Origin of the sequence: Mycobacterium sp. E342 (genome assembly GCF_001667665.1) — a bacterium.
Classification (GTDB): domain Bacteria; phylum Actinomycetota; class Actinomycetes; order Mycobacteriales; family Mycobacteriaceae; genus Mycobacterium.
In genome coordinates this window covers 16,042-34,628 of record NZ_LZJM01000299.1, presented here as the reverse complement: position 1 = coordinate 34,628, position 18,587 = coordinate 16,042, and the positions used below count along the sequence as shown (strand labels likewise).

The 18,587-nt window shown below is 68.5% G+C and carries 22 protein-coding genes and 1 tRNA gene; 14 read left to right on the top strand and 9 right to left on the bottom strand.

Annotation, left to right across the window (positions count from 1 at the left end; translation table 11 throughout):
- Window positions 1-48 precede the first annotated feature (48 nt).
- Together A5692_RS24930 and A5692_RS24925 are read left to right on the top strand one after the other, a co-directional pair.
- Window positions 49-1,068 (top strand): ArsA-related P-loop ATPase, encoded by a 1,020-nt coding sequence (locus A5692_RS24930; protein WP_068061393.1) that lies wholly within the window; start codon window positions 49-51, stop codon window positions 1,066-1,068.
- On the top strand, window positions 1,065-2,210 hold the full coding sequence (locus tag A5692_RS24925) for an ArsA family ATPase (RefSeq protein WP_068061387.1): 1,146 nt from the start codon (window positions 1,065-1,067) through the stop codon (window positions 2,208-2,210). Before A5692_RS24930 ends, A5692_RS24925 begins: the two co-directional genes overlap by 4 nt.
- Before the next feature lie 22 nt (window positions 2,211-2,232).
- Here A5692_RS24925 and A5692_RS24920 read toward each other — a convergent pair whose 3' ends face one another.
- Window positions 2,233-2,583, bottom strand: a complete 351-nt coding sequence (locus A5692_RS24920; protein WP_065443482.1) for a WhiB family transcriptional regulator — start codon at window positions 2,581-2,583, stop codon at window positions 2,233-2,235.
- A gap of 359 nt (window positions 2,584-2,942) precedes the next feature.
- Between A5692_RS24920 and ponA2 the strand changes: the two genes are divergently transcribed.
- The 5 genes from ponA2 (at window position 2,943) to A5692_RS24895 (ending at window position 8,329) form a co-directional block, all read left to right on the top strand.
- Entirely contained in the window at window positions 2,943-5,375 is a 2,433-nt protein-coding gene (gene ponA2 / locus A5692_RS24915) for a transglycosylase/D,D-transpeptidase PonA2 (protein ID WP_068061384.1), read from the top strand.
- A 77-nt stretch (window positions 5,376-5,452) separates the two neighbouring features.
- Window positions 5,453-6,412, top strand: coding sequence for a metallophosphoesterase (locus A5692_RS24910; protein ID WP_068061381.1), 960 nt, complete (start codon window positions 5,453-5,455; stop codon window positions 6,410-6,412).
- Window positions 6,409-7,536 carry a PLP-dependent cysteine synthase family protein gene (locus A5692_RS24905; RefSeq protein ID WP_068061378.1) on the top strand — a complete coding sequence of 376 codons (1,128 nt, stop codon included), beginning with the start codon at window positions 6,409-6,411 and terminating at the stop codon, window positions 7,534-7,536. The genes A5692_RS24910 and A5692_RS24905 overlap by 4 nt, the downstream gene beginning before the upstream one ends.
- A gap of 61 nt (window positions 7,537-7,597) precedes the next feature.
- A tRNA-Pro gene (locus tag A5692_RS24900) sits at window positions 7,598-7,671 on the top strand.
- 82 nt (window positions 7,672-7,753) lie between these two features.
- On the top strand, window positions 7,754-8,329 hold the full coding sequence (locus A5692_RS24895; RefSeq protein WP_068061376.1) for a hypothetical protein: 576 nt from the start codon (window positions 7,754-7,756) through the stop codon (window positions 8,327-8,329).
- Window positions 8,330-8,371: 42 nt separating this feature from the next.
- Here the strand turns inward: A5692_RS24895 and A5692_RS24890 are convergent, their stop codons facing one another.
- The 3 genes from A5692_RS24890 to A5692_RS24880 form a co-directional block, all read right to left on the bottom strand.
- Window positions 8,372-8,674 carry a DUF4193 domain-containing protein gene (locus tag A5692_RS24890; RefSeq protein WP_068061374.1) on the bottom strand — a complete coding sequence of 101 codons (303 nt, stop codon included), beginning with the start codon at window positions 8,672-8,674 and terminating at the stop codon, window positions 8,372-8,374.
- Window positions 8,675-8,749: 75 nt separating this feature from the next.
- The gene (locus A5692_RS24885; RefSeq protein WP_068061372.1) at window positions 8,750-9,040 is read right to left on the bottom strand and encodes a hypothetical protein; all 291 of its coding nucleotides are present in this window, start codon (window positions 9,038-9,040) and stop codon (window positions 8,750-8,752) included.
- Window positions 9,041-9,124: 84 nt separating this feature from the next.
- Window positions 9,125-9,436: a hypothetical protein gene (locus tag A5692_RS24880; protein ID WP_231984451.1), complete on the bottom strand. Its 312-nt coding sequence runs from the start codon at window positions 9,434-9,436 to the stop codon at window positions 9,125-9,127.
- 199 nt (window positions 9,437-9,635) lie between these two features.
- On the opposite strand from A5692_RS24880, the gene A5692_RS24875 reads away from it, so the two are divergent.
- Window positions 9,636-10,331, top strand: a complete 696-nt coding sequence (locus A5692_RS24875; RefSeq protein WP_068061368.1) for an HAD family hydrolase — start codon at window positions 9,636-9,638, stop codon at window positions 10,329-10,331.
- On the opposite strand, the gene A5692_RS24870 is transcribed toward A5692_RS24875, so the two are convergent.
- The gene (locus A5692_RS24870) at window positions 10,296-10,796 is read right to left on the bottom strand and encodes a DUF6328 family protein (RefSeq protein WP_068061561.1); all 501 of its coding nucleotides are present in this window, start codon (window positions 10,794-10,796) and stop codon (window positions 10,296-10,298) included. The genes A5692_RS24875 and A5692_RS24870 overlap by 36 nt on opposite strands.
- 96 nt (window positions 10,797-10,892) lie before the next feature.
- Window positions 10,893-11,261 carry an STAS domain-containing protein gene (locus A5692_RS24865; protein WP_231984450.1) on the bottom strand — a complete coding sequence of 123 codons (369 nt, stop codon included), beginning with the start codon at window positions 11,259-11,261 and terminating at the stop codon, window positions 10,893-10,895.
- A 163-nt stretch (window positions 11,262-11,424) separates the two neighbouring features.
- Between A5692_RS24865 and A5692_RS24860 the strand changes: the two genes are divergently transcribed.
- The 6 genes from A5692_RS24860 to A5692_RS24835 are packed head-to-tail and all read left to right on the top strand — an operon-like array spanning window position 11,425 to window position 17,036.
- Window positions 11,425-12,327 carry an STAS domain-containing protein gene (locus A5692_RS24860; protein WP_068061362.1) on the top strand — a complete coding sequence of 301 codons (903 nt, stop codon included), beginning with the start codon at window positions 11,425-11,427 and terminating at the stop codon, window positions 12,325-12,327.
- Between the two features lie 21 nt (window positions 12,328-12,348).
- Window positions 12,349-12,738 carry an STAS domain-containing protein gene (locus tag A5692_RS24855; protein WP_068061358.1) on the top strand — a complete coding sequence of 130 codons (390 nt, stop codon included), beginning with the start codon at window positions 12,349-12,351 and terminating at the stop codon, window positions 12,736-12,738.
- Window positions 12,728-13,138 (top strand): anti-sigma regulatory factor, encoded by a 411-nt coding sequence (locus A5692_RS24850; protein ID WP_068061354.1) that lies wholly within the window; start codon window positions 12,728-12,730, stop codon window positions 13,136-13,138. The genes A5692_RS24855 and A5692_RS24850 overlap by 11 nt, the downstream gene beginning before the upstream one ends.
- Window positions 13,131-13,757, top strand: coding sequence for a SpoIIE family protein phosphatase (locus A5692_RS24845; RefSeq protein WP_068061351.1), 627 nt, complete (start codon window positions 13,131-13,133; stop codon window positions 13,755-13,757). Before A5692_RS24850 ends, A5692_RS24845 begins: the two co-directional genes overlap by 8 nt.
- On the top strand, window positions 13,754-15,967 hold the full coding sequence (locus tag A5692_RS24840) for a SpoIIE family protein phosphatase (protein ID WP_068061348.1): 2,214 nt from the start codon (window positions 13,754-13,756) through the stop codon (window positions 15,965-15,967). Before A5692_RS24845 ends, A5692_RS24840 begins: the two co-directional genes overlap by 4 nt.
- Before the next feature lie 49 nt (window positions 15,968-16,016).
- Window positions 16,017-17,036 carry an iron-containing redox enzyme family protein gene (locus A5692_RS24835; RefSeq protein ID WP_068061558.1) on the top strand — a complete coding sequence of 340 codons (1,020 nt, stop codon included), beginning with the start codon at window positions 16,017-16,019 and terminating at the stop codon, window positions 17,034-17,036.
- Here A5692_RS24835 and A5692_RS29290 read toward each other — a convergent pair.
- From A5692_RS29290 to A5692_RS24825, 3 genes are all read right to left on the bottom strand, one after another.
- Window positions 16,984-17,193 (bottom strand): CDGSH iron-sulfur domain-containing protein, encoded by a 210-nt coding sequence (locus tag A5692_RS29290; RefSeq protein ID WP_082963064.1) that lies wholly within the window; start codon window positions 17,191-17,193, stop codon window positions 16,984-16,986. The genes A5692_RS24835 and A5692_RS29290 overlap by 53 nt on opposite strands.
- 35 nt (window positions 17,194-17,228) lie before the next feature.
- Entirely contained in the window at window positions 17,229-17,918 is a 690-nt protein-coding gene (locus A5692_RS24830) for a HemK2/MTQ2 family protein methyltransferase (RefSeq protein WP_068061344.1), read from the bottom strand.
- Window positions 17,919-18,016: 98 nt separating this feature from the next.
- Entirely contained in the window at window positions 18,017-18,571 is a 555-nt protein-coding gene (locus A5692_RS24825; RefSeq protein ID WP_068061341.1) for a type 1 glutamine amidotransferase domain-containing protein, read from the bottom strand.
- Window positions 18,572-18,587: the final 16 nt, after the last annotated feature.

The following is an 18,587-nucleotide window of genomic DNA, read 5'->3' as shown; positions in this document are numbered from 1 at the left end:
GCTCTGACCTGCCCGTGGCCCGGGCGCCGGCCGGGCTAGCATGCGAAGGTGGCAAACACATCGAGCGGCGGCAGCGCCGTCGGCTGGCCGGCGCGGCTGTCGAAAGCCCGCCTGCATTTCGTCACCGGCAAAGGCGGGACGGGCAAGTCGACGATCGCGGCCGCACTGGCGCTGACCCTGGCAGCCGGAGGCCGCAAGGTGCTCCTCGTGGAAGTCGAAGGGCGCCAAGGCATTGCGCAGCTCTTCGACGTTCCGCCGCTGCCCTACCAGGAAGTCAAGATCGCCACCGCCGAGCGCGGCGGTCAGGTCAACGCCCTGGCGATCGATATCGAGGCGGCGTTCCTGGAATACCTGGACATGTTCTACAACCTCGGCATCGCCGGGCGGGCGATGCGCCGCATCGGCGCGATCGAGTTTGCGACGACGATCGCGCCCGGCCTGCGTGACGTGCTGCTCACCGGAAAGATCAAGGAATCGGTGGTGCGCGTCGATAAGAACCGGCTCCCGGTCTACGACGCGGTGGTCGTCGACGCCCCACCGACGGGGCGGATCGCCCGCTTCCTGGACGTCACCAAGGCCGTGTCGGATCTGGCCAAGGGCGGCCCGGTGCACGGGCAGGCCGAAGGAGTGGTCAAGTTGTTGCACTCCGAGCAGACCGCCATCCACCTGGTCACCCTGCTGGAGGCGTTGCCGGTGCAGGAGACGCTGGAAGCCATCGAGGAACTCGCCGAGATGGAGCTGCCGATCGGCAGCGTGATCGTCAATCGCAACATCCCGTGCCACCTGCAGCCCGCCGACCTGGCCAAGGCCGCCGAAGGCCACGTCGACGCCGACTCACTGCGGGCGGGATTGGAGATGGCCGGGATCAAGCTCGACGACGCCGACTTCGCCGGGCTGCTGACCGAGACCATCGAGCATGCGACCGTGATCGCCGCGCGCGCCGAGATCGCACAGCAGCTGGATGCGCTGCAGGTGCCGCGGCTGGAATTGCCCGCGATCTCCGACGGCGTCGACCTGGGAAGCCTCTACGAGCTTTCGGAATCGCTTGCCCAGCAGGGGGTTCGATGATTACCGCACCGAATAGGCTTGACATGGCGGCCATCCTGGCCGACACGACCAACCGGGTGGTGGTGTGCTGCGGCGCCGGCGGGGTGGGCAAGACCACCACCGCGGCCGCCATGGCATTGCGCGCGGCCGAATACGGCCGCAACGTCTGCGTATTGACGATCGACCCGGCCAAGCGGCTGGCGCAGGCGCTGGGAGTCAACGACCTGGGCAACACCCCCCAGCGGGTGCCCCTGGCGCCCGAGGTGCCCGGCGAGCTGCACGCGATGATGCTCGACATGCGCCGCACGTTCGACGAGATGGTGCTCCAGTACTCCGGAAACGGCCGGGCGCAAGCGATTCTGGACAACCAGTTCTATCAGACCGTCGCCAGCTCGCTCGCCGGCACGCAGGAATACATGGCGATGGAGAAGCTCGGTCAACTGCTGGCCGAGGACCGCTGGGACCTGGTGGTGGTGGACACGCCGCCCTCGCGCAACGCGCTGGACTTCCTGGACGCGCCGAAACGACTGGGCAGCTTCATGGACAGCCGGCTGTGGCGGCTCCTGCTGGCGCCCGGCCGGGGCATCGGCCGATTGGTTACGGGCGCAATGGGTTTGGCGATGAAGGCGATCTCCACCGTGCTCGGCTCGCAGATGTTGAGCGATGCGGCCGCGTTCGTGCAGTCGCTGGACGCCACCTTCGGCGGATTCCGGGAGAAGGCCGACCGCACCTACGCGCTGCTGAAGCGGCGCGGCACCCAGTTCGTCGTGGTGTCGGCGGCCGAACCCGACGCGCTGCGCGAGGCCTCCTTCTTCGTCGACCGGTTGTCCCAGGAGGGCATGCCGCTCGCCGGGCTGGTCTTGAACCGCACCCACCCGACGTTGTGTTCGTTACCCGCCGAGCGGGCCATCGACGGATCCGAAACCCTGGAGGCCGAACCGCATTCCGAGGCGGCGTCGTTGGCCGCGGCCGTGCTGAGGATTCATGCCGATCGCGCGCAGACCGCCAAGCGGGAGATCAGGTTGCTGTCGCGCTTCACCGGGGCCAATCCGCACGTGGCGGTGGTCGGGGTGCCCTCGCTGCCGTTCGACGTGTCGGACCTGGAAGCGCTGCGCGCGCTGGCCGATCAGATCACTTCCACCGGCGACGCCGCGGTCCGCTGACAAACCCGGTCGAACCCGTGGCTCAGCCGACGCTGCGGGTTCTCCTCTTGTCGAAGAAGTCCGCCCAGGACACGACCTCGGGGTGCTGCTTGAGCAGGGCGCGACGCTGACGTTCGGTCATGCCGCCCCAGACGCCGAACTCGACTTTGTTGTCCAGCGCGTCCGCGCCGCACTCCTGCATGACCGGGCAGTGCCGGCAGATGACGGCGGCTTTGCGTTGGGCGGCTCCCCGCACGAAGAGCTCGTCGGGGTCCGTGGTCCGGCACAGTGCTTTGGAAACCCAGGCGATCCGTTCTTCGGCATCAACGCTGCGGAGTACCCCTTGAGCGGCCGCAATGTTTGTCCTACGCGCCGCAGGCCGTGTTCCTGACACGAGCTGGTCCCTTCCCTACCGGCCGCTCTCGCGACCGCCCTCCTCAGGTGCAGATCCTTACCTGCGATCTACGCCACACTGTGTACATCGGTGTTACCTGAATCTCACCGTGTGTCTAAGTTAGGTGGTCAGCTGCCAATTGCGCAACAGTCCGATAACGCTTTTTTTGGGACGGGCGTGCCGTCTCGCCCAGAACCATAGGCGACGAAGTGATCTTGCACACGTCGGCGGAGGACTCCCTCTGACGCAGGCGACAATTTTATCGCGGCGCCGCGCGTAAAGCACTGGTCGATGCCGGGGGTAAAAGGGGGCGAACTCGCAGCGTGGCGGCGTGACTGGGGGCCGCTACTGTAGTAGCCATGTCAGACCGCCCCCCGGCCTTCCTCACCATCCTCAAGCTTGCGGGGTACTGCTTGCTGGCCGGTGTCGTCGCCACGGCCCTGATGTTTCCGTTCGCGGGCGGACTGGGACTGATGTCCAACCGCGCCTCCGAAGTCGTCGCCAACGGCTCGGCCCAACTCCTCGAGGGCGAGATACCCGCGGTGTCGACGATGGTCGACGCGAAGGGCAACACCATCGCCTGGCTGTACTCCCAGCGCCGGTTCGAGGTGCCCGGCGACAAGATCGCCAACACGATGAAGCTGGCGATCGTGTCCATCGAGGACAAGCGGTTCGCCGACCACAACGGGGTGGACTGGAAGGGCACGCTGACCGGGTTGGCGGGCTACGCGCGCGGTGACGTCGACACGCGGGGCGGTTCGACCATCGAGCAGCAGTACATCAAGAACTACCAGTTGCTGGTGACGGCCAAGACCGACGCCGAGAAGCGCGCCGCCGTGGAGACCACCCCGGCGCGCAAGCTGCGCGAGATCCGGATGGCGCTCACCCTGGACAAGACCTTCACCAAGCCCGAGATCCTGACCCGCTACCTGAACCTGGTGTCCTTCGGCAACGGTTCGTTCGGCGTGCAGGACGCGGCCCAGACCTACTTCGGCATCAACGCATCCGACCTCAACTGGCAGCAGGCGGCGCTGCTGGCGGGCATGGTGCAGTCGACCAGCGCGCTCAACCCGTACACCAACCCCGAGGGCGCGCTGGCCCGGCGAAACCTGGTGCTGGACACCATGATCGAGAACATCCCGCAGGAAGCCGACGCGCTGCGCGCCGCCAAGGCCACCCCGCTGGGCGTGCTGCCGCAGCCCAACGAACTGCCGCGCGGCTGCATCGCGGCCGGCGACCGCGCGTTCTTCTGCGACTACGTCCAGGAGTACCTGTCCCGCGCCGGCATCAGCAAAGACCAGGTGGCCCGCGGCGGCTACCTGATCCGCACCACGCTGGACCCCGACGTGCAGATCCCGGTCAAATCGGCCATCGACCAGTTCGCCAGCCCGACGCTGCCGGGCATCTCCAGCGTGATGAGCGTGATCCAGCCCGGGAAGACGTCGCACAAGGTGATGGCGATGGCCAGTAACCGGACCTACGGCCTGAACCTCGACGCGGGCGAAACCATGCGGCCACAGCCCTTTTCGTTGGTCGGCGACGGCGCGGGGTCGGTCTTCAAGATCTTCACCACGGCCGCCGCCCTCGATATGGGCATGGGCACCAACGCGACGCTCGACGTGCCGGCGCGCTTCCAGGCCAAGGGCATGGGTAGCGGCGGCGCCAAGGGCTGCCCCAAGGACACCTGGTGCGTGGTCAACGCCGGCAACTACCGCGGGTCGATGAACGTGACCGAGGCGCTGGCCACCTCGCCCAACACCGCGTTCGCCAAGCTGATCCAGCAGGTCGGGGTGACCCGCACGGTGGACATGGCGATCAAGCTCGGCCTGCGGTCCTATGCCGACCCCGGCACCGCCCGCGACTACAACCCCGACAGCAACGAAAGCCTGGCCGACTTCGTTAAACGGCAGAACATCGGGTCGTTCACCCTGGGCCCCATCGAGGTCAACGCGCTGGAGCTGTCCAACGTCGCGGCCACGCTGGCCTCCGGCGGCACCTGGTGCCCACCGAATCCGATCGACAAGCTGATCGACCGGCACGGCAACGAGGTCGCGGTGACCACCGAGACCTGCGATCAGGTGGTGCCCGAGGGCCTGGCGAACACCCTGGCCAACGCGATGAGCAAGGACGCCGTCGGCGGCGGGACGGCATCCGGGTCGGCCGGCGCCGCGGGCTGGACCCTGCCGGTGTCCGGCAAGACGGGCACCACCGAGGCGCACCGCTCCTCCGGCTTCGTCGGGTTCACCAACCACTACGCGGCGGCCAACTACATCTACGACGACTCCACGACGCCGACGGACCTGTGCTCGTCGCCGCTGCGCCATTGCGCCGAGGGCGACCTATACGGCGGTAACGAGCCGGCCCGCACCTGGTTCACGGCGATGAAGCCGATCGCCACCAACTTCGGGCCGGTGCAGTTGCCGCCCACCGATCCGCGGTACGTCGACGGGTCGCCCGGCTCACGGGTGCCCAGCGTCGCCGGCCTGGACATCGACGCGGCGCGCTCGCGCCTCAAGGAGGCGGGCTTCCAGGTCGCCGACCAGAGCAACTTCGTCAACAGCACCGCCAAGCAGGGCGAGGTGGTCGGAACGACACCGAGCGGTGCGACGATTCCCGGGTCGATCATCACCATCCAGGTCAGCAACGGCATCCCGCCGGCTCCCCCGCCGCCGCCGGAGGGCGCGCCACCGCCGGTCGGGTCGCAGGTGGTGGAGATCCCGGGGCTGCCCCCGATCACGATTCCGCTGCTGGCGCCGCCGCCTCCGCCGGCACCGGGGCAGCCGCCGCCGTAGACCGGCACAGGCCGCCATTTCACGCTCGCCGCGCAAGCTATACGTTGCCAAAGCGCAACCGGCAGTAGGCTGCCAGCATGGCTGATGTTCTGCCCACGCTGATACGCGCCGGTGCCGCCGCGCTCGGTTCTGCCGCCGTCGGCATCGGTTATGCCGCCGTCGTCGAGCGCAACGCCTTCGTCCTGCGCGAGATAACCATGCCCGTCCTGACGCCGGGCTCCACGCCGCTGCGGGTGCTGCACATCAGCGATCTGCACATGCTGCCCGACCAGCGCCGCAAACAGGCATGGCTGCGCGAGCTGAGCAACTGGGAACCCGACCTGGTGGTCAACACCGGCGACAACCTGGCGCACCCCAAGGCGGTGCCCGCGGTGGTGCAGGCCCTCGGGGACTTGCTGTCGCGGCCGGGTGTCTTCGTCTTCGGCAGCAACGACTACTTCGGGCCGCGCCTGAAGAATCCGCTGAACTACCTGACCAACCCGTCGCACCGGGTCCACGGTGAGCCGCTGCCCTGGCAGGACCTGCGGGCGGCCTTCACCGAGCGCGGCTGGCTCGACCTGACCCACACGCGGCGCGAGTTCGAGGTGGCCGGCCTGCACGTCGCCGCCGCCGGCGTCGACGACCCGCACATCGACCGGGACCGCTACGACACGATCGCGGGCCCGGCCAGCCCGGCCGCAAACCTGCGGCTCGGGCTGACTCATTCCCCGGAGCCGCGGGTGCTGGACCGCTTCGCCGCCGACGGCTACCAGCTGGTGATGGCCGGACACACCCACGGCGGCCAGGTCTGCCTGCCGCTCTACGGCGCCCTGGTCACCAACTGCGGCCTGGACCGGTCGCGCGCCAAGGGCCCGTCCCGCTGGGGGGCGCACATGCAGCTGCACGTCTCCGCCGGGATCGGCACCTCGCCGTTCGCGCCGGTCCGCTTCTGCTGCCGGCCCGAGGCCACGCTGCTGACGTTGATCGCCACCCCGATGGGCGGACGCGACTCGGCCAGCGACCTTAGCCGTTCGCAGCCAACAGTTTCGGTGCGTTGAGCCAGCGGACCCGGATCGCGGTCCGCAGCCGCTCGCGGAGTTGGACGGACGATGCGGTCCGGCTGATTCACGCCGACGCCCGCCGCAGCGCCGACACCCACCTGTTGCGCTACCCGCTGCCGTCGGCATGGGGCCAGGATCGCCGCGGTGTCGGCCGCGATGTCGATGTGGCGCTGTACCTCAAGGACGAGACCACGCACATCACCGGCAGCCTCAAGCACCGGCTGGCGCGGTCGTTATTCCTGTATGCGCTCTGCAACGGGTGGGTCAACGAGGGCACCACCGTGGTTGAGGCCTCGTCGGGCTCCACCGCGGTGTCGGAGGCCTACTTCGCCGCCCTGCTGGGCCTGCCGTTCGTGGCCGTGATGCCGGCGTCCACCAGCGCGTCCAAGGTGGCGCTGATCGAAGCCCAAGGCGGCCGTTGCCATTTCGTGCACGACTCTTCCGAGGTGTACGCCGAGGCCGAGCGGGTCGCCCGCGACACCGGCGGCCATTACCTGGACCAGTTCACCAACGCCGAACGCGCCACCGATTGGCGGGGCAACAACAACATCGCCGAGTCGATCTTCGACCAGATGGCCGAGGAGAGCCATCCGGTTCCGGAGTGGATCGTGGTCGGTGCGGGCACCGGCGGCACCAGCGCGACGATCGGCCGCTACATCCGCTACCGGCGGCACGCCACCCGGTTGTGCGTCGTGGACCCGGAGAACTCCGCGTTCTTTCCCGCCTACGCCGAGGGCCGATGCGACGTCGTGGTGTCCGGGTCCTCTCGCATCGAGGGCATCGGCCGGCCACGGGTCGAGCCGTCGTTTCTGGCCGACGTGGTCGACCGGATGGTCTTGGTCCCCGACGCGGCGTCCGTCGCCGCCGCCCGCCACGTCAGCGCCGTCCTGGGGCGCCGGGTGGGGCCCTCGACGGGCACCAACGTGTGGGGCGCGTTCGGGCTGCTCGCCGAGATGGTCGCCGAGGGCCGCAGCGGTTCGGTGGTCACACTGCTCGCCGACAGCGGCGACCGCTACACCGACACCTACTTCAACGACGAGTGGGTCAGCGCGCAGGGGCTCGACCCGAGTGGCCCCGCCGAGGCGTTGGGGGAGTTCGAGCGCTCCTGCCGGTGGCCGTGACCCGCCACGCCGCGATTTGGCCAGCCGCTGGGCCGGTGCGATAGGCTGTCGGAGCTTCAAGCGGGGTGTGGCGCAGCTTGGTAGCGCGCTTCGTTCGGGACGAAGAGGCCGTGGGTTCAAATCCCGCCACCCCGACTCAATGGTGTTAGCTGGCATGCCGGCCGGCACCGGCGTCTGACACTGCGGCGTCGCGGGTTTGCCGTTAAGCTCTGCCCGCATGGCGCTGGTAAGCCCGTCGCCCGGGCAGGGCCACCCGCGCGGGCCCGGCCAACAGATCACGGTATTTGCTGATCGCGCGGCGGGCAGCGGCGGCCGTGGACACCCGACCCTGGCCGAGATCGCGCAGCGGCAGCAGGAGATCCGGGCGTGGGAAGCGCTCAACGTCGGCGGCTACCGGTTCGCCAAAGCGGGTACCATCATCGGCGCCCTCATCTCTGCGGTGCTGGTCATCCTGGTGGTGACGCCCCTCCCGCCGAACTGGCCGTGGGACATCCCGACGATGATCCTGGCCATCTTCACCGCGGTGGCGACGGTGACCTGTGGCCTGTTGTGGTTCGACAAACCGCACCCGGCCCCGCGCCCCGAGCAGTTGGTGATCGTGCCGTTCTCCCGCGCGGAGAACCTACAGCTGATGGCGGGCCAGCCCGTGGAGCCTTACCGCGCCATCTGCGCGTGCCCCGGCTGCGGCGACACATCGGCCCACCTGATCCGCGAGCCGGCCGCGGACGAACCGGCCTGGGCGATGGTCACCCGGCGGTGCGCCGTGTGCGACCGCGAATGGGCGCAGGCCTGAATCGGTTGTGCGGCAAACACTTCCCCAGCGGAAGTGCCGATGTCAGGCGCAGTCGGCGCAGATCGAAAGGCCCGCGTTCGAGCGGCGCAACCGGCTGCGGTGTTGCACCAGGAAACAGCTCGAGCACGTGAATTCGTCCGAGCGTTGGGGAATCACGGTCACCGACAGCTCCTCGCCGGACAGATCGGCGCCGGGCAGCTCGAAGAAGTGCACATCGTTGGGGTCCTCGTCGACCACCGCGGTGGCGGATCCGTGCAAGGTCGGCGCCAATTCGCGGATGGCGGACTTGTCCTGGGTGTCGGAGTCGGGGGCGCGGCGTGCGTCATAGTCGCTGGCGGTCGGCATGGCAGTTCCTTCCTGCTGATGAACCCGGGCTGACGCACTTTCCTGTACTCACCCGTGGCGCAGGACGTACCCCGTTCAGGCGCGCGTTACACCGACCGGCTGCAAAAAGTTGCGCCGACGGACCTTGAGCCGCCGCATGCGCCGGGCCACCGCGGGGTAATGGGCCAGCGCCAGGCCCAGCCACGGCGCCACGACGGAGACGATCAGCGCCGCGATGGCGATTCCCTCGTGGCCGATCAACAGCTCGACCAGGCCGATCGCCAAGCTGACCGCCCAGACCGCCACGGCGGCGAGGCCGAGCAGCGCGAAATCCCGCGCGTACCCGACCGGGTAGTTTGCTGCTGGCAACGAGAAGGGCGCGACCATGATCCGCTTTTACCCGGTCATGGCAACAAATAAACGCCCGATCCGGGCGCAGCGTGCCGGCCGGTGTTCGTTAGCTCACACCGGTCAACTGCTCGGCGGAGGGGCGGGCTCGTCGGAATGCGCAGCGTGCCAGGCAAGTTCGGCGTCGCGCACCCTGCGATGCGCGCGCAGCAGCCACAGCGCGCTCGCCGCGCCGAGCACGGCGGACAGGAACACCGCCGCCACGCCCGCGGCCAAATGACCGGTCGCCAAGGCGAACAAGCCGACGACAAGGGCAACCACCGCGACGGCCGAGGCGGCCAAACCGGGCGCGTTCGCGTCGTAGGTGAGGGTTTCGCCGGCGTGCCGACGGGCGGTCCGATGGTGATCGACCGGGTCGCCGTTGTGGTAATTCACCTGCACTCCTCGTGAGAAAGATTGCACACCAACGCGATTCGTGTGGTACTGCGGTGCGCCGCTCGGGCCGCCGGCCGAGCCGGCCATCCCGCGGCAAAGGAGCCGCAACCGCTCACCCACGCCGATTACCCGTCGCCCCCCAACCCAAACGACTCCGGACGCCGGTGTCAGTCGGCTCCGGCCTGGGTATGCCGCGCAGATGAAACCCGCCGTTCTCTTCGACGTCGACGGAAGCCTGGTCGACTCCAACTATCTGCACGTCTACGCTTGGCAGCGCGCCTTCGACGCCGAGGGTCTACCCGTGGCCGCCTGGCAGATCCACCGCTGCATCGGCATGGACGGTTCCACGCTGGTGCGCACGCTGTCCCGGGACGCCCCGGACGAGGCCCAGGACCGGCTCAGCGACGGGCACAGCCGCTACTACCGGGAATGCACCCCGCTGCTCGCGCCGCTGCCCGGCGCCCGGGCGCTGCTGCGCCGGGTAGCCGGCCTCGGCCTGCAGGTCGTGCTGGCCACCTCGGCACCCGACGACGAACTGGAGATATTGCGCAAGGTCCTCGACTGCGAGGACGTGATCTCCGCAACGACGTCGTCGCGCGACGTCGACACCGCCAAACCCGAACCCGGCATCGTGCAGGTCGCGCTGGACCGGGCGGGGGTCGACGCCGGCCATGCCGTGTTCATCGGGGACGCGGTCTGGGACGCGCACGCCGCGGCGGGCGCCGGATTGCCGTGCATCGGCCTGCTCAGCGGCGGAATCGCCCGCGAGGAGTTGCGGGCGGCAGGCGCGTCACCGATCTTCGCCGATCCGCAGGACCTGCTCGAGCACCTGGACTCGACCCGCATCGCCGAACTCGCGCTACATGCCGCGGGTGCGGAGCAGCAGCGGCAGTAGCCACCAGAACAAGGTGAACAGCGTCAGCGCACACGCGCCGGCGATGATCCCCGGGCTGCTGCCGGCCACCGCGGTGAAGACGACGACGGTCACCCCGGTCAGCGCCAGGCCCAGCAGCGCCAGCCCGGCGTACGCGCAGCGGTGCGCGGCGGACACCAGCACCTGCAGACGATGGCGGCGGAACAACAGCCGATGCATGCCGACCGGGGCGATCAACAGCACCGTTGCCCCCACCGAACAGCCGACCGTCGCGAGATAAGCGTTGCGCATAGGCGGGCCAAGGACGTCGAACCGCTGTTGAAACGGCAGCGTCAACAGGAAACCGGTGAGCAGCTGCACACCGGTCTGCACCACGCGCAGCTCCTGCAGCAGGCTGTTCCAATTGCGGTCCAGCCGTTGGATTTCGGTTTCGCCACGCTCGCGACTGTCCCACCGCTGGTCGCCTTGCGGATTGTCGACGTCCATAGCGCTGATCATCGCACCTGCCGCAGGCGGCAGCGCCGATTCGGCGATTTTACCCAAATCCCTTTGCGCGCAGACCATCCCGGCCGCGCGACGCGCCTAGCGGTCGATGTTGTCGTCGCGCACCGCGGTCAGCGCGTCGTCCAGCGTCGGGTACAGCGGGAAGGTCTTGTCCAGGCCGGTCAAATGGATGGGCCTCCTGGTCGCCGGACCGCGTGCGACCACACCGAACCCAGTCGCCGTGCCCAGCTTCTCGTAGGTCGCCGCCAGGATCTTCAGCCCCACCGAGCCGAGAAACTCCACCGCGGAAAGATCGATCACCAACGCCGCCGGGTTCTCCGCAACCACCGTGCCGATGGCCTGTTCCAGGGCCGGAGCCGTGACCAAATCGATTTCGCCGCTGACACTGACCACCGACACCCCATCGTGGTCCTCAACCAACGTGGTAATCGAATCAGGAGCTGACAATGGCAATCCTTTGTCCTGGGCTTCAGGGTGTGGTGCAAGCCTAGCCTGCGTTGCGGACTGCGAGAAGAATATGCCCTCAACACCTGCCCCGCGGCAACCCAGGCTAGTCTCGCAAAATCGAGCCTGCACACGGCGGGGCGCGGACCGGCACCTGGGAGGCCACATGTCAGATTCGCCGGCGGAGTTCAGCGGCGCGGGCGCCACCGTGCAGGCAGTCGGTATTTCCAGCGAGGGCCTGTTACCCCAGCTCGTCCAACACCTGCGGCAGAACCGCACCGTCCTGCGCGAGGAGTGGGCGCGCCGGATCACCGAGGCCGAACTGCTCACCGCGATGACGCCGGAGGAGCTGTTCTCCGAGGCGACGGCCGTCTACGACAACTACGTGGAGGTGCTCGAGACCGGTAGCGTCGAGGCGCTGCAGGCGTACGCGCGCGACCTGTCCGAGCGCATCATTCCGCGGGGCGTGGAAACCGACGAGGTCGTCGGCATCGTGCTGCTGCTGCGCGACGTGCTAGCGCGTTCGTTGTTCGAGAAGTACCAGACGGAATTCGAGATGCTCAACCGGGTTCTGGACGCGTACGAACCGGCGGCCAACCGCATCGCCAACACCGTGGCGGTCAGCTTCGTGCAGGAGCGCGAGCGCATCATCCGCCAGCAGCAGGAGGCGATTCGCGAGCTGTCCACGCCGGTGCTGCAGGTGCGTGAACAGCTGCTGATTCTGCCGATCATCGGTGTGCTCGATTCCCAGCGCGCCCGCCAGGTCACCGAACAGCTGCTGAGAGCCATCCGCGCCAACCGCGCGAAGGTGGTGGTCATCGACATCACCGGTGTGCCGACCATCGACTCCACGGTGGCCAACCACCTCGTGCAGACGGTCGATGCGTCGGGGTTGATGGGCGCCAGCGTCATCATCACCGGCCTGTCCTCCGAGATCGCCCTGACGCTGGTGACGATCGGCCTGGACCTGTCGAAGATGAACGCCGTCGGCGACCTGCAGGGCGGCATCGAGGAAGCCGAGCGGCTGCTGGGCTATGAGGTCACCCGCACCGGCGAGCAGACCGGATAGAAAGAGGAACACGAGCGCCCCATGCCGGTACCGATCCTGAAACAGGGTGCGATCCTCATCGCCTCGGTGCAGGCCGCGCTCAGCGACTCCGACGCCGAGCGGCTGCGCTACGACCTCATGGAGCGGGTCAGCCGGTTCCGCGCGCAGGGCATCATCGTCGACGTCACCGCCATCGACGTGATGGACTCCTTCGCGGCCCGGTCGCTGCGGACCATCGCACACATGACGCGGCTGCGCGGCGCGGACACGGTGATCGTCGGCCTGCAGCCCGAGGTGGCCTTCGCGATGGTTCAGCTGGGCTTGGCGTTCGACGACATGAATACCGCGCTGGACCTCGAAGAGGGCCTGGCCCTGCTGAATCGCCAACTGGCGCAGCGGAAACCGGCGATCGGGCGCGACGGTGGAGACTGACATCGTCGTCGACATCGACAATCCTGACGACATCGTCGAAGCCCGCAAAGCCGGACATCAACTCGCACTCGACCTGGGATTCTCGCTCACCGACGTCACGATGATCGCCACGGCGATCTCCGAGATCGCGCGAAACATCACCAGCTACGCCGGTCGCGGCGTGGTCCGGGTCTTCGTCGCCGACCGGGAGGGCCGCAAAGCCCTGGTGGTGCGCGCGGAGGATCAGGGACCGGGCATCGCCGACATCGAGCGGGCGATGGAGGACGGGTATTCGACCGGGCGCGGACTCGGCATGGGCCTGCCCGGCTCGCGGCGGCTGATGGACAAGTTGTTCGTGGAATCCGCGCTCGGCCGGGGGACGGTCGTCGAGATGTGGAAATGGGTTCCGCCCCATGCGTGAGAACGGCCGCTTCGGGCCGATCGAGTGGGCGCGGGCGGGTCGTCCCCTGCCCAGTGAGTTCATCTCCGGGGATCGGGGCATCGCGGTCGACGTCGGCGGCGATGCCGCCCTGTTCGGCGTGGTCGACGGCCTCGGCCACGGTCCGGAGGCCGCGACAGCGGCGCTGCGGGCCGTCGACGCGGTCAAACGCTCCAGCGGTGAGCGGATCGAGGTCTTGATCCAGCTCTGTCACCGGGTGCTCGCTGGGACCCGAGGCGTCGCGATGACCCTGGCACGGGTCGACTTCGCGGCCAACACGCTGACGTGGACGGGCGTCGGCAATGTCACCGCCGACCTGGTGGCCAAGTCCCCCACGGGCGTCCAGGTGAGATCCAGTGCGCGGCTGTCCGCGGGCATCGTCGGCTACCGCATACCGGAAATCAGGCCCGCGCAGGTGATTTCGATGCGTCCGGGTGACCTGCTCGTGATGAGCACCGACGGAATCACCGAAGACTACCTGGACCACATCGACTTCGCCGCGCCCGCCGTCGCCATCGCGGAGGAGCTCCTCGGCAAGGACGCGAAGGAAACCGACGACGCCATGGTGCTGACCGCCCGGCACCGGGGAGCCTCGACATGAGCGACCACGACTTCCACGCCCAGTACGCCTCGGCGTTGCGCACGTATATGAAGGCGCGCGACGAGGACAGCCTGGCGGTCGCGTATGAGCTCGGGCGCCGGGCGTTGCAGGAAGAGGTCAGCCTGCTGGCCATCATCGAGCGCCACGTCGAGCTGATTCTCGAGCTGGCCAAGGACATCCAGATCGACGCACCGATCGCGCTGGAGTTCCTGCTGCAGATGCTGGTGCCGCTCGACATCGCCACTCGCGGCTTCCTGGACGGCACCAGGCGCTACGCGCGCGAGCGCGCCCGCGCCGAGGGGCTGGCCGACCGCGACAAATTCCGCACCGCGCTGGTCAATTCGTTGCAGGAGGGCTTCTTCGTCGCCGACCACGAAGGCTCCGTGGTCGAGATGAACAACGCCCTCATCGAGATCCTCGGCTATCCCGCCGAGGACCTGCCGTACCGGTGGCCGCACCCGTGGTTGGTCGACCAACAGGGCGCCACCCAACAGCAGGCGCTCGTGCGCAGCATCGGCAGCACTGCGTACGAGACGCCGATCCGCCACCACGACGGGCATCTGGTCTGGGTGACGGTGAGCATCAACGCGGTTCAGGGCAGCGGCAGCGACCAAGACGTCTTCGTGGGGACGATCCGGGACATCACCGCCGAGCGGGCCTTCGCCGCGCGGGAAAGCGCGGTCCTGCGTCTGGCGACGGCGGTGGCGGTGGCCAAGAGCGTGGACGAGCTGCTGTCCATCACGCTCGCCGAGTGCACCGCGGCGATCGACGTGCAACGGGTGATCGCGATCTCCTGGCCGGCCGCCGGGGGAGAACCCACCGTCCAGGTCGCCGGCGAACCGTCCGAGACCTCTTGGCGCAGCCTGGATCCGTGGCTGCGTCACACCTTCGAGGACGCGCGTCACCAGCTGCCGCTGACCGCCAAGACGATCGAGCGGCCCGACAACCCCGGCAAGGCACAGGGGTTGGTGGCGGTGCTCTCGGGGGCAGGCGACGTGGCCCTCTGGCTGGAGCTGCGCTCACCGCGCTGGGTCAGCGCCGAAGACCGGCTGCTGATCACGGTCCTCATCGGTCACCTCAGCCTGGCCATGCAACACGTCCGCCAGTTCGAGAGCGCCCGCGAGACGTCGCTGACGTTGCAGCGCGCCCTGCTGCCGACCATGGAACCGCCGCCCGGATTCGCCGTGCGCTACGAGCCCGCCGTCCCGCCGCTGGAAATCGGCGGCGACTGGTATGACGTGCTGCCGATCGGCGATCACCGCATCGGCATCGTCGTGGGTGACTGCGTGGGCCGTGGCCTCCCGGCGGCGGCGGTCATGGGGCAGCTCCGCAGCTCGGCGCGGGCGCTGTTGATCAACGGGGCCGAGCCCGCGCTGTTGCTCGAGCAGCTCGACTCGGCGGCGTCGCTCATCCCGAATGCGTACTGCACCACCGTCTTCCTGGCGATCCTGGACACCGAATCAGGGGTCCTGCAGTACAGCAACGCCGGTCACATGCCCGCCGTGCTCGTCGGCTCGGAGCCCGGCACGGCGACGATGCTGAGCGACGCCGCCTCGGTGCCCCTCGCGGTTCGTCGCTCGGAGCCCCGCCCGCAGGCCAGCCGGGTGCTGCCGCCCGGGTCGACCCTGATGCTGTTCACCGACGGGCTGGTCGAGCGCAAGCACGAGTCCATCGACGACGGGATCAATCGGGCGGCGGCGGTGCTGGCGAAGACGACGACGTTGCCGTTGGATTCCGTCGCCGATGCGGTGTTGCGTGAGTTGGCCCCCGCTTCGGGGTATGACGACGACGTGGCCATGGTGATCTACCGATACCAGCAGTCCCCGCTTCGTATCGAAAGTGAGGCCCGGGCAGACCAACTGGCCGGCATCCGGCACAGGTTGGCCGACTGGCTGCGCGCCGCGGGCCTGCCGGACGAACTGGCCGCCGACATCGTGTTGGTCACCAACGAGGCCTGCACCAATTGCGTCGAACACGCATACTCCGGGCACCCGCCCGGCGCGATGTCGCTCGATGTCGAACTCGCGGCGGGCGAGATCCGCGCCCGGGTCACCGACCAGGGCTCCTGGAAGGAACCGGCCGTCAACCCCGGCAACGGTGGGCGGGGCCTGCTGCTGATGAGGGCGCTCAGCAGCACGCTGGAGCTGGATCACGGCCCCGACGGAACGGCCGTCGACCTCACCTTTCGCCTGCCGGCCGAGGCCGGCTAGGGGTGGCGCCGCACCGTTTGTGGCCCCTGGATTGCGGGTAGTCGTGGGCGTGACCCGCGCATCAATCACGACCGAACCCGCCCTGCCGGCGGCACACGGGCCGTTATCGACCGCGGTTCGTCGCGCCCTGGCTGGGCCGCCGTCGCATGACCACCTGACGCGCATCGGCGCGTCGGTGCGCGATTCGGATCCCTACGGCCTGGACCTGCAGCTGGCACTGTGCATGTGCTACGAGCTGCACTACCGCGGCTTCGCGGGGGTGGATCCGGGCTGGGAGTGGAATCCGGCGCTGCTGGCCCTGCGCGCCGAACTGGAACGCGTCTTCTTGGCCGGTGTGCGCCGCGACGTCGGACCCATCGCGGACGACCGGACGGCGGCCACCGAAATGGACGCCATCTCCGTCGAACCGGCCGACGGCACCGGCCCGTCGTACTACTTGCGTGACACCGGAACCTGGCAGCAGATGCGCGAATACTTCGTGCACCGGTCGGTGTATCACCTCAAAGAGGGCGATCCCCACGCGTGGGCCATCCCGCGACTGATGGGTGTCGCCAAAGCGGCTTTCGTGGCAATCGAATTCGACGAATACGGCGCCGGGCGCGGCCCCCGGGTGCACCAGCAGCTTTTCGCCGACCTGATGGCGGCCGCCGGCCTCGACACGACGTACCTGGCCTACGCGGACGTTGTCACCGCCGAGGCGCTGGCCGCGGTGAACCTGATGTCGCTCTTCGGGCTGCACCGCGAGTTGCGTGGCGCCGCGATCGGGCACTTCGCGTCAACCGAGATCACCTCGCCGCCGGGGTCCCGGCGGATGGTGCAGGCCCTGCAGCGGATGGGGGCACCGTCGGCGTGCGTGGAGTTCTACGCCGAGCATGTCGAGGCCGACGCGGTGCACGAACACGTGGTGCGCATCGATGTCGTCGGGGATCTCGTCGCCCGGGAGCCCCAGCTCGATCGCGACATCGTGTTCGGGATCCGCGCGCACGCCGCCGTCGAAAACCGGTTGGCCGACGCCGTTATGGCGTCGTGGCAGCAGGGTCGGACGTCGTTGCGGGGGCCGCTGGACTAGCCGTCCGCCGGGACAGATTCCGGCATCGACGATGGCTGGTGTCGCACAACGGATAGTTGTCGCTGCGCCGGCAGGTGCAGATAGCCACCATAAACCGGTCGGATTCGACGACCTCCCCGTCGGGCATCTCGATGCGCACCGGACCGGCCACCAGCACCGGTCCGCCCGCAACCACCTGTACCCGGGTGCCGGTCACCGCTTGTCCGCCCGGATCACGATCAGCTCCTCTTCCCGGCGGCCGGGCGATATCAACCCGACGCTCTCGAGCCAGGCCGCCCGCGCCGTCATCACCGGGCCGAACGGTATCCATTTCGACGCAACGACTTTCGCGTCCATGCCGGCCCACTTCAGCGAGTCCAGCGATTGCTGGACACCGGCCAGGGCCGAATGCACCAAGAGCAGGGTTCCGCCGTCGCACAACAACTTCGGCGCCGCTTCGCACAGCGAGTCCAGCACCATCCGCCCGTCCGGACCGGCGTTCCACGCCCACGACGGCCCCGCGCTCACCGGGATCGCCGCCGTGTCGTCGTGCGGCGGTGCCGGCACGTACGGCGGGTTGGACACGACGACGTCGAACGGCGCGCAGTCCAGTGCGTCGCTCCATGTGCCGTGGCGGACGTCGACATCCACCCCGGCGGCGACGGCGTTACCGCGCGAACAGCCCACCGCTTGCGGACAAATGTCGAAGGCCGTGACGTCGGCGCCGCCCATTTCTGCGGCGGCGATCGCGACAAATCCGCTGCCCGTGCACAAGTCGAGAACGCGTCGGCCCCGAATGAGTCCGCTTTCTCCCATTACGCCCACCAACAATCGGGAATCATCTTGCGGCTGATAGACGTTCGAGGCAGCAGAAGCAACCGCTCCGGGATATGTTGTGGTCAACTTTGGCCTTTCGACGGATCGCCGCGGCGATCACCGCTTGGCCTGTGTAATGCCCGCAAACCGATGGGTTCAAACGGAGTGCGGAAAGGCCATTTCCGCTAACTCGCAGGCGCGTGGGCGAATTGCTGCACGATGGTCGCGCAAAACGCGGGGAGGTCCTTCGGTGAGCGGCTGGTGATCAGATTGCCGTCGACGACGACCTCCTCGTCCACCACGTTGGCCCCGGCGTTGCGAAGGTCGGTGCGGATCGACGGATACGACGTGAGCGTGCGGCCCTTTGCCGCACCGGCTTCCAGCAGCGTCCAGGGACCGTGACAAATCGCGGCGACCGGCTTTCCGGAGGCGGCGAAGTCGCGCACGAAGGCCACGGCGGAGCTGTCCATCCGCAGCTTGTCCGGGTTGACGGTGCCGCCGGGCAGCACCAGGCCGTCGAATTCGGAGACCGACGCGTCCGAGACCGCCCGGTCGACTTCGAAGGTTCCGGCCGGCTCCAGATCGTGGTTGCGGGCCTGGATTTCGCCGGTCTTCAGCGAAAGCAACTCGACTTGGGCGCCCGCCTCCTCGAGCGCCGAACGGGGCTGGTCGAGTTCTACCTTCTCGACGCCATCGGCGGCGAGAATCGCGACTTTCTTGCCCTGCAATTCATTTGCCATGGCTATTCCTCTTTCT

Excerpts from the sequence above, each read along its gene's own strand:
- A5692_RS24925 (WP_068061387.1), top strand. The coding sequence starts at position 1,065 with ATGATTACCGCACCGAATAGGCTTGACATGGCGGCCATCCTGGCCGAC.
- ponA2 (WP_068061384.1), top strand. The coding sequence starts at position 2,943 with ATGTCAGACCGCCCCCCGGCCTTCCTCACCATCCTCAAGCTTGCGGGG.
- A5692_RS24910 (WP_068061381.1), top strand. The coding sequence starts at position 5,453 with ATGGCTGATGTTCTGCCCACGCTGATACGCGCCGGTGCCGCCGCGCTC.
- A5692_RS24895 (WP_068061376.1), top strand. The coding sequence starts at position 7,754 with ATGGCGCTGGTAAGCCCGTCGCCCGGGCAGGGCCACCCGCGCGGGCCC.
- A5692_RS24890 (WP_068061374.1), bottom strand. The coding sequence starts at position 8,674 with ATGCCGACCGCCAGCGACTATGACGCACGCCGCGCCCCCGACTCCGAC.
- A5692_RS24885 (WP_068061372.1), bottom strand. The coding sequence starts at position 9,040 with ATGGTCGCGCCCTTCTCGTTGCCAGCAGCAAACTACCCGGTCGGGTAC.
- A5692_RS24875 (WP_068061368.1), top strand. The coding sequence starts at position 9,636 with ATGAAACCCGCCGTTCTCTTCGACGTCGACGGAAGCCTGGTCGACTCC.
- A5692_RS24870 (WP_068061561.1), bottom strand. The coding sequence starts at position 10,796 with ATGGACGTCGACAATCCGCAAGGCGACCAGCGGTGGGACAGTCGCGAG.
- A5692_RS24860 (WP_068061362.1), top strand. The coding sequence starts at position 11,425 with ATGTCAGATTCGCCGGCGGAGTTCAGCGGCGCGGGCGCCACCGTGCAG.
- A5692_RS24855 (WP_068061358.1), top strand. The coding sequence starts at position 12,349 with ATGCCGGTACCGATCCTGAAACAGGGTGCGATCCTCATCGCCTCGGTG.
- A5692_RS24845 (WP_068061351.1), top strand. The coding sequence starts at position 13,131 with ATGCGTGAGAACGGCCGCTTCGGGCCGATCGAGTGGGCGCGGGCGGGT.
- A5692_RS24840 (WP_068061348.1), top strand. The coding sequence starts at position 13,754 with ATGAGCGACCACGACTTCCACGCCCAGTACGCCTCGGCGTTGCGCACG.
- A5692_RS24825 (WP_068061341.1), bottom strand. The coding sequence starts at position 18,571 with ATGGCAAATGAATTGCAGGGCAAGAAAGTCGCGATTCTCGCCGCCGAT.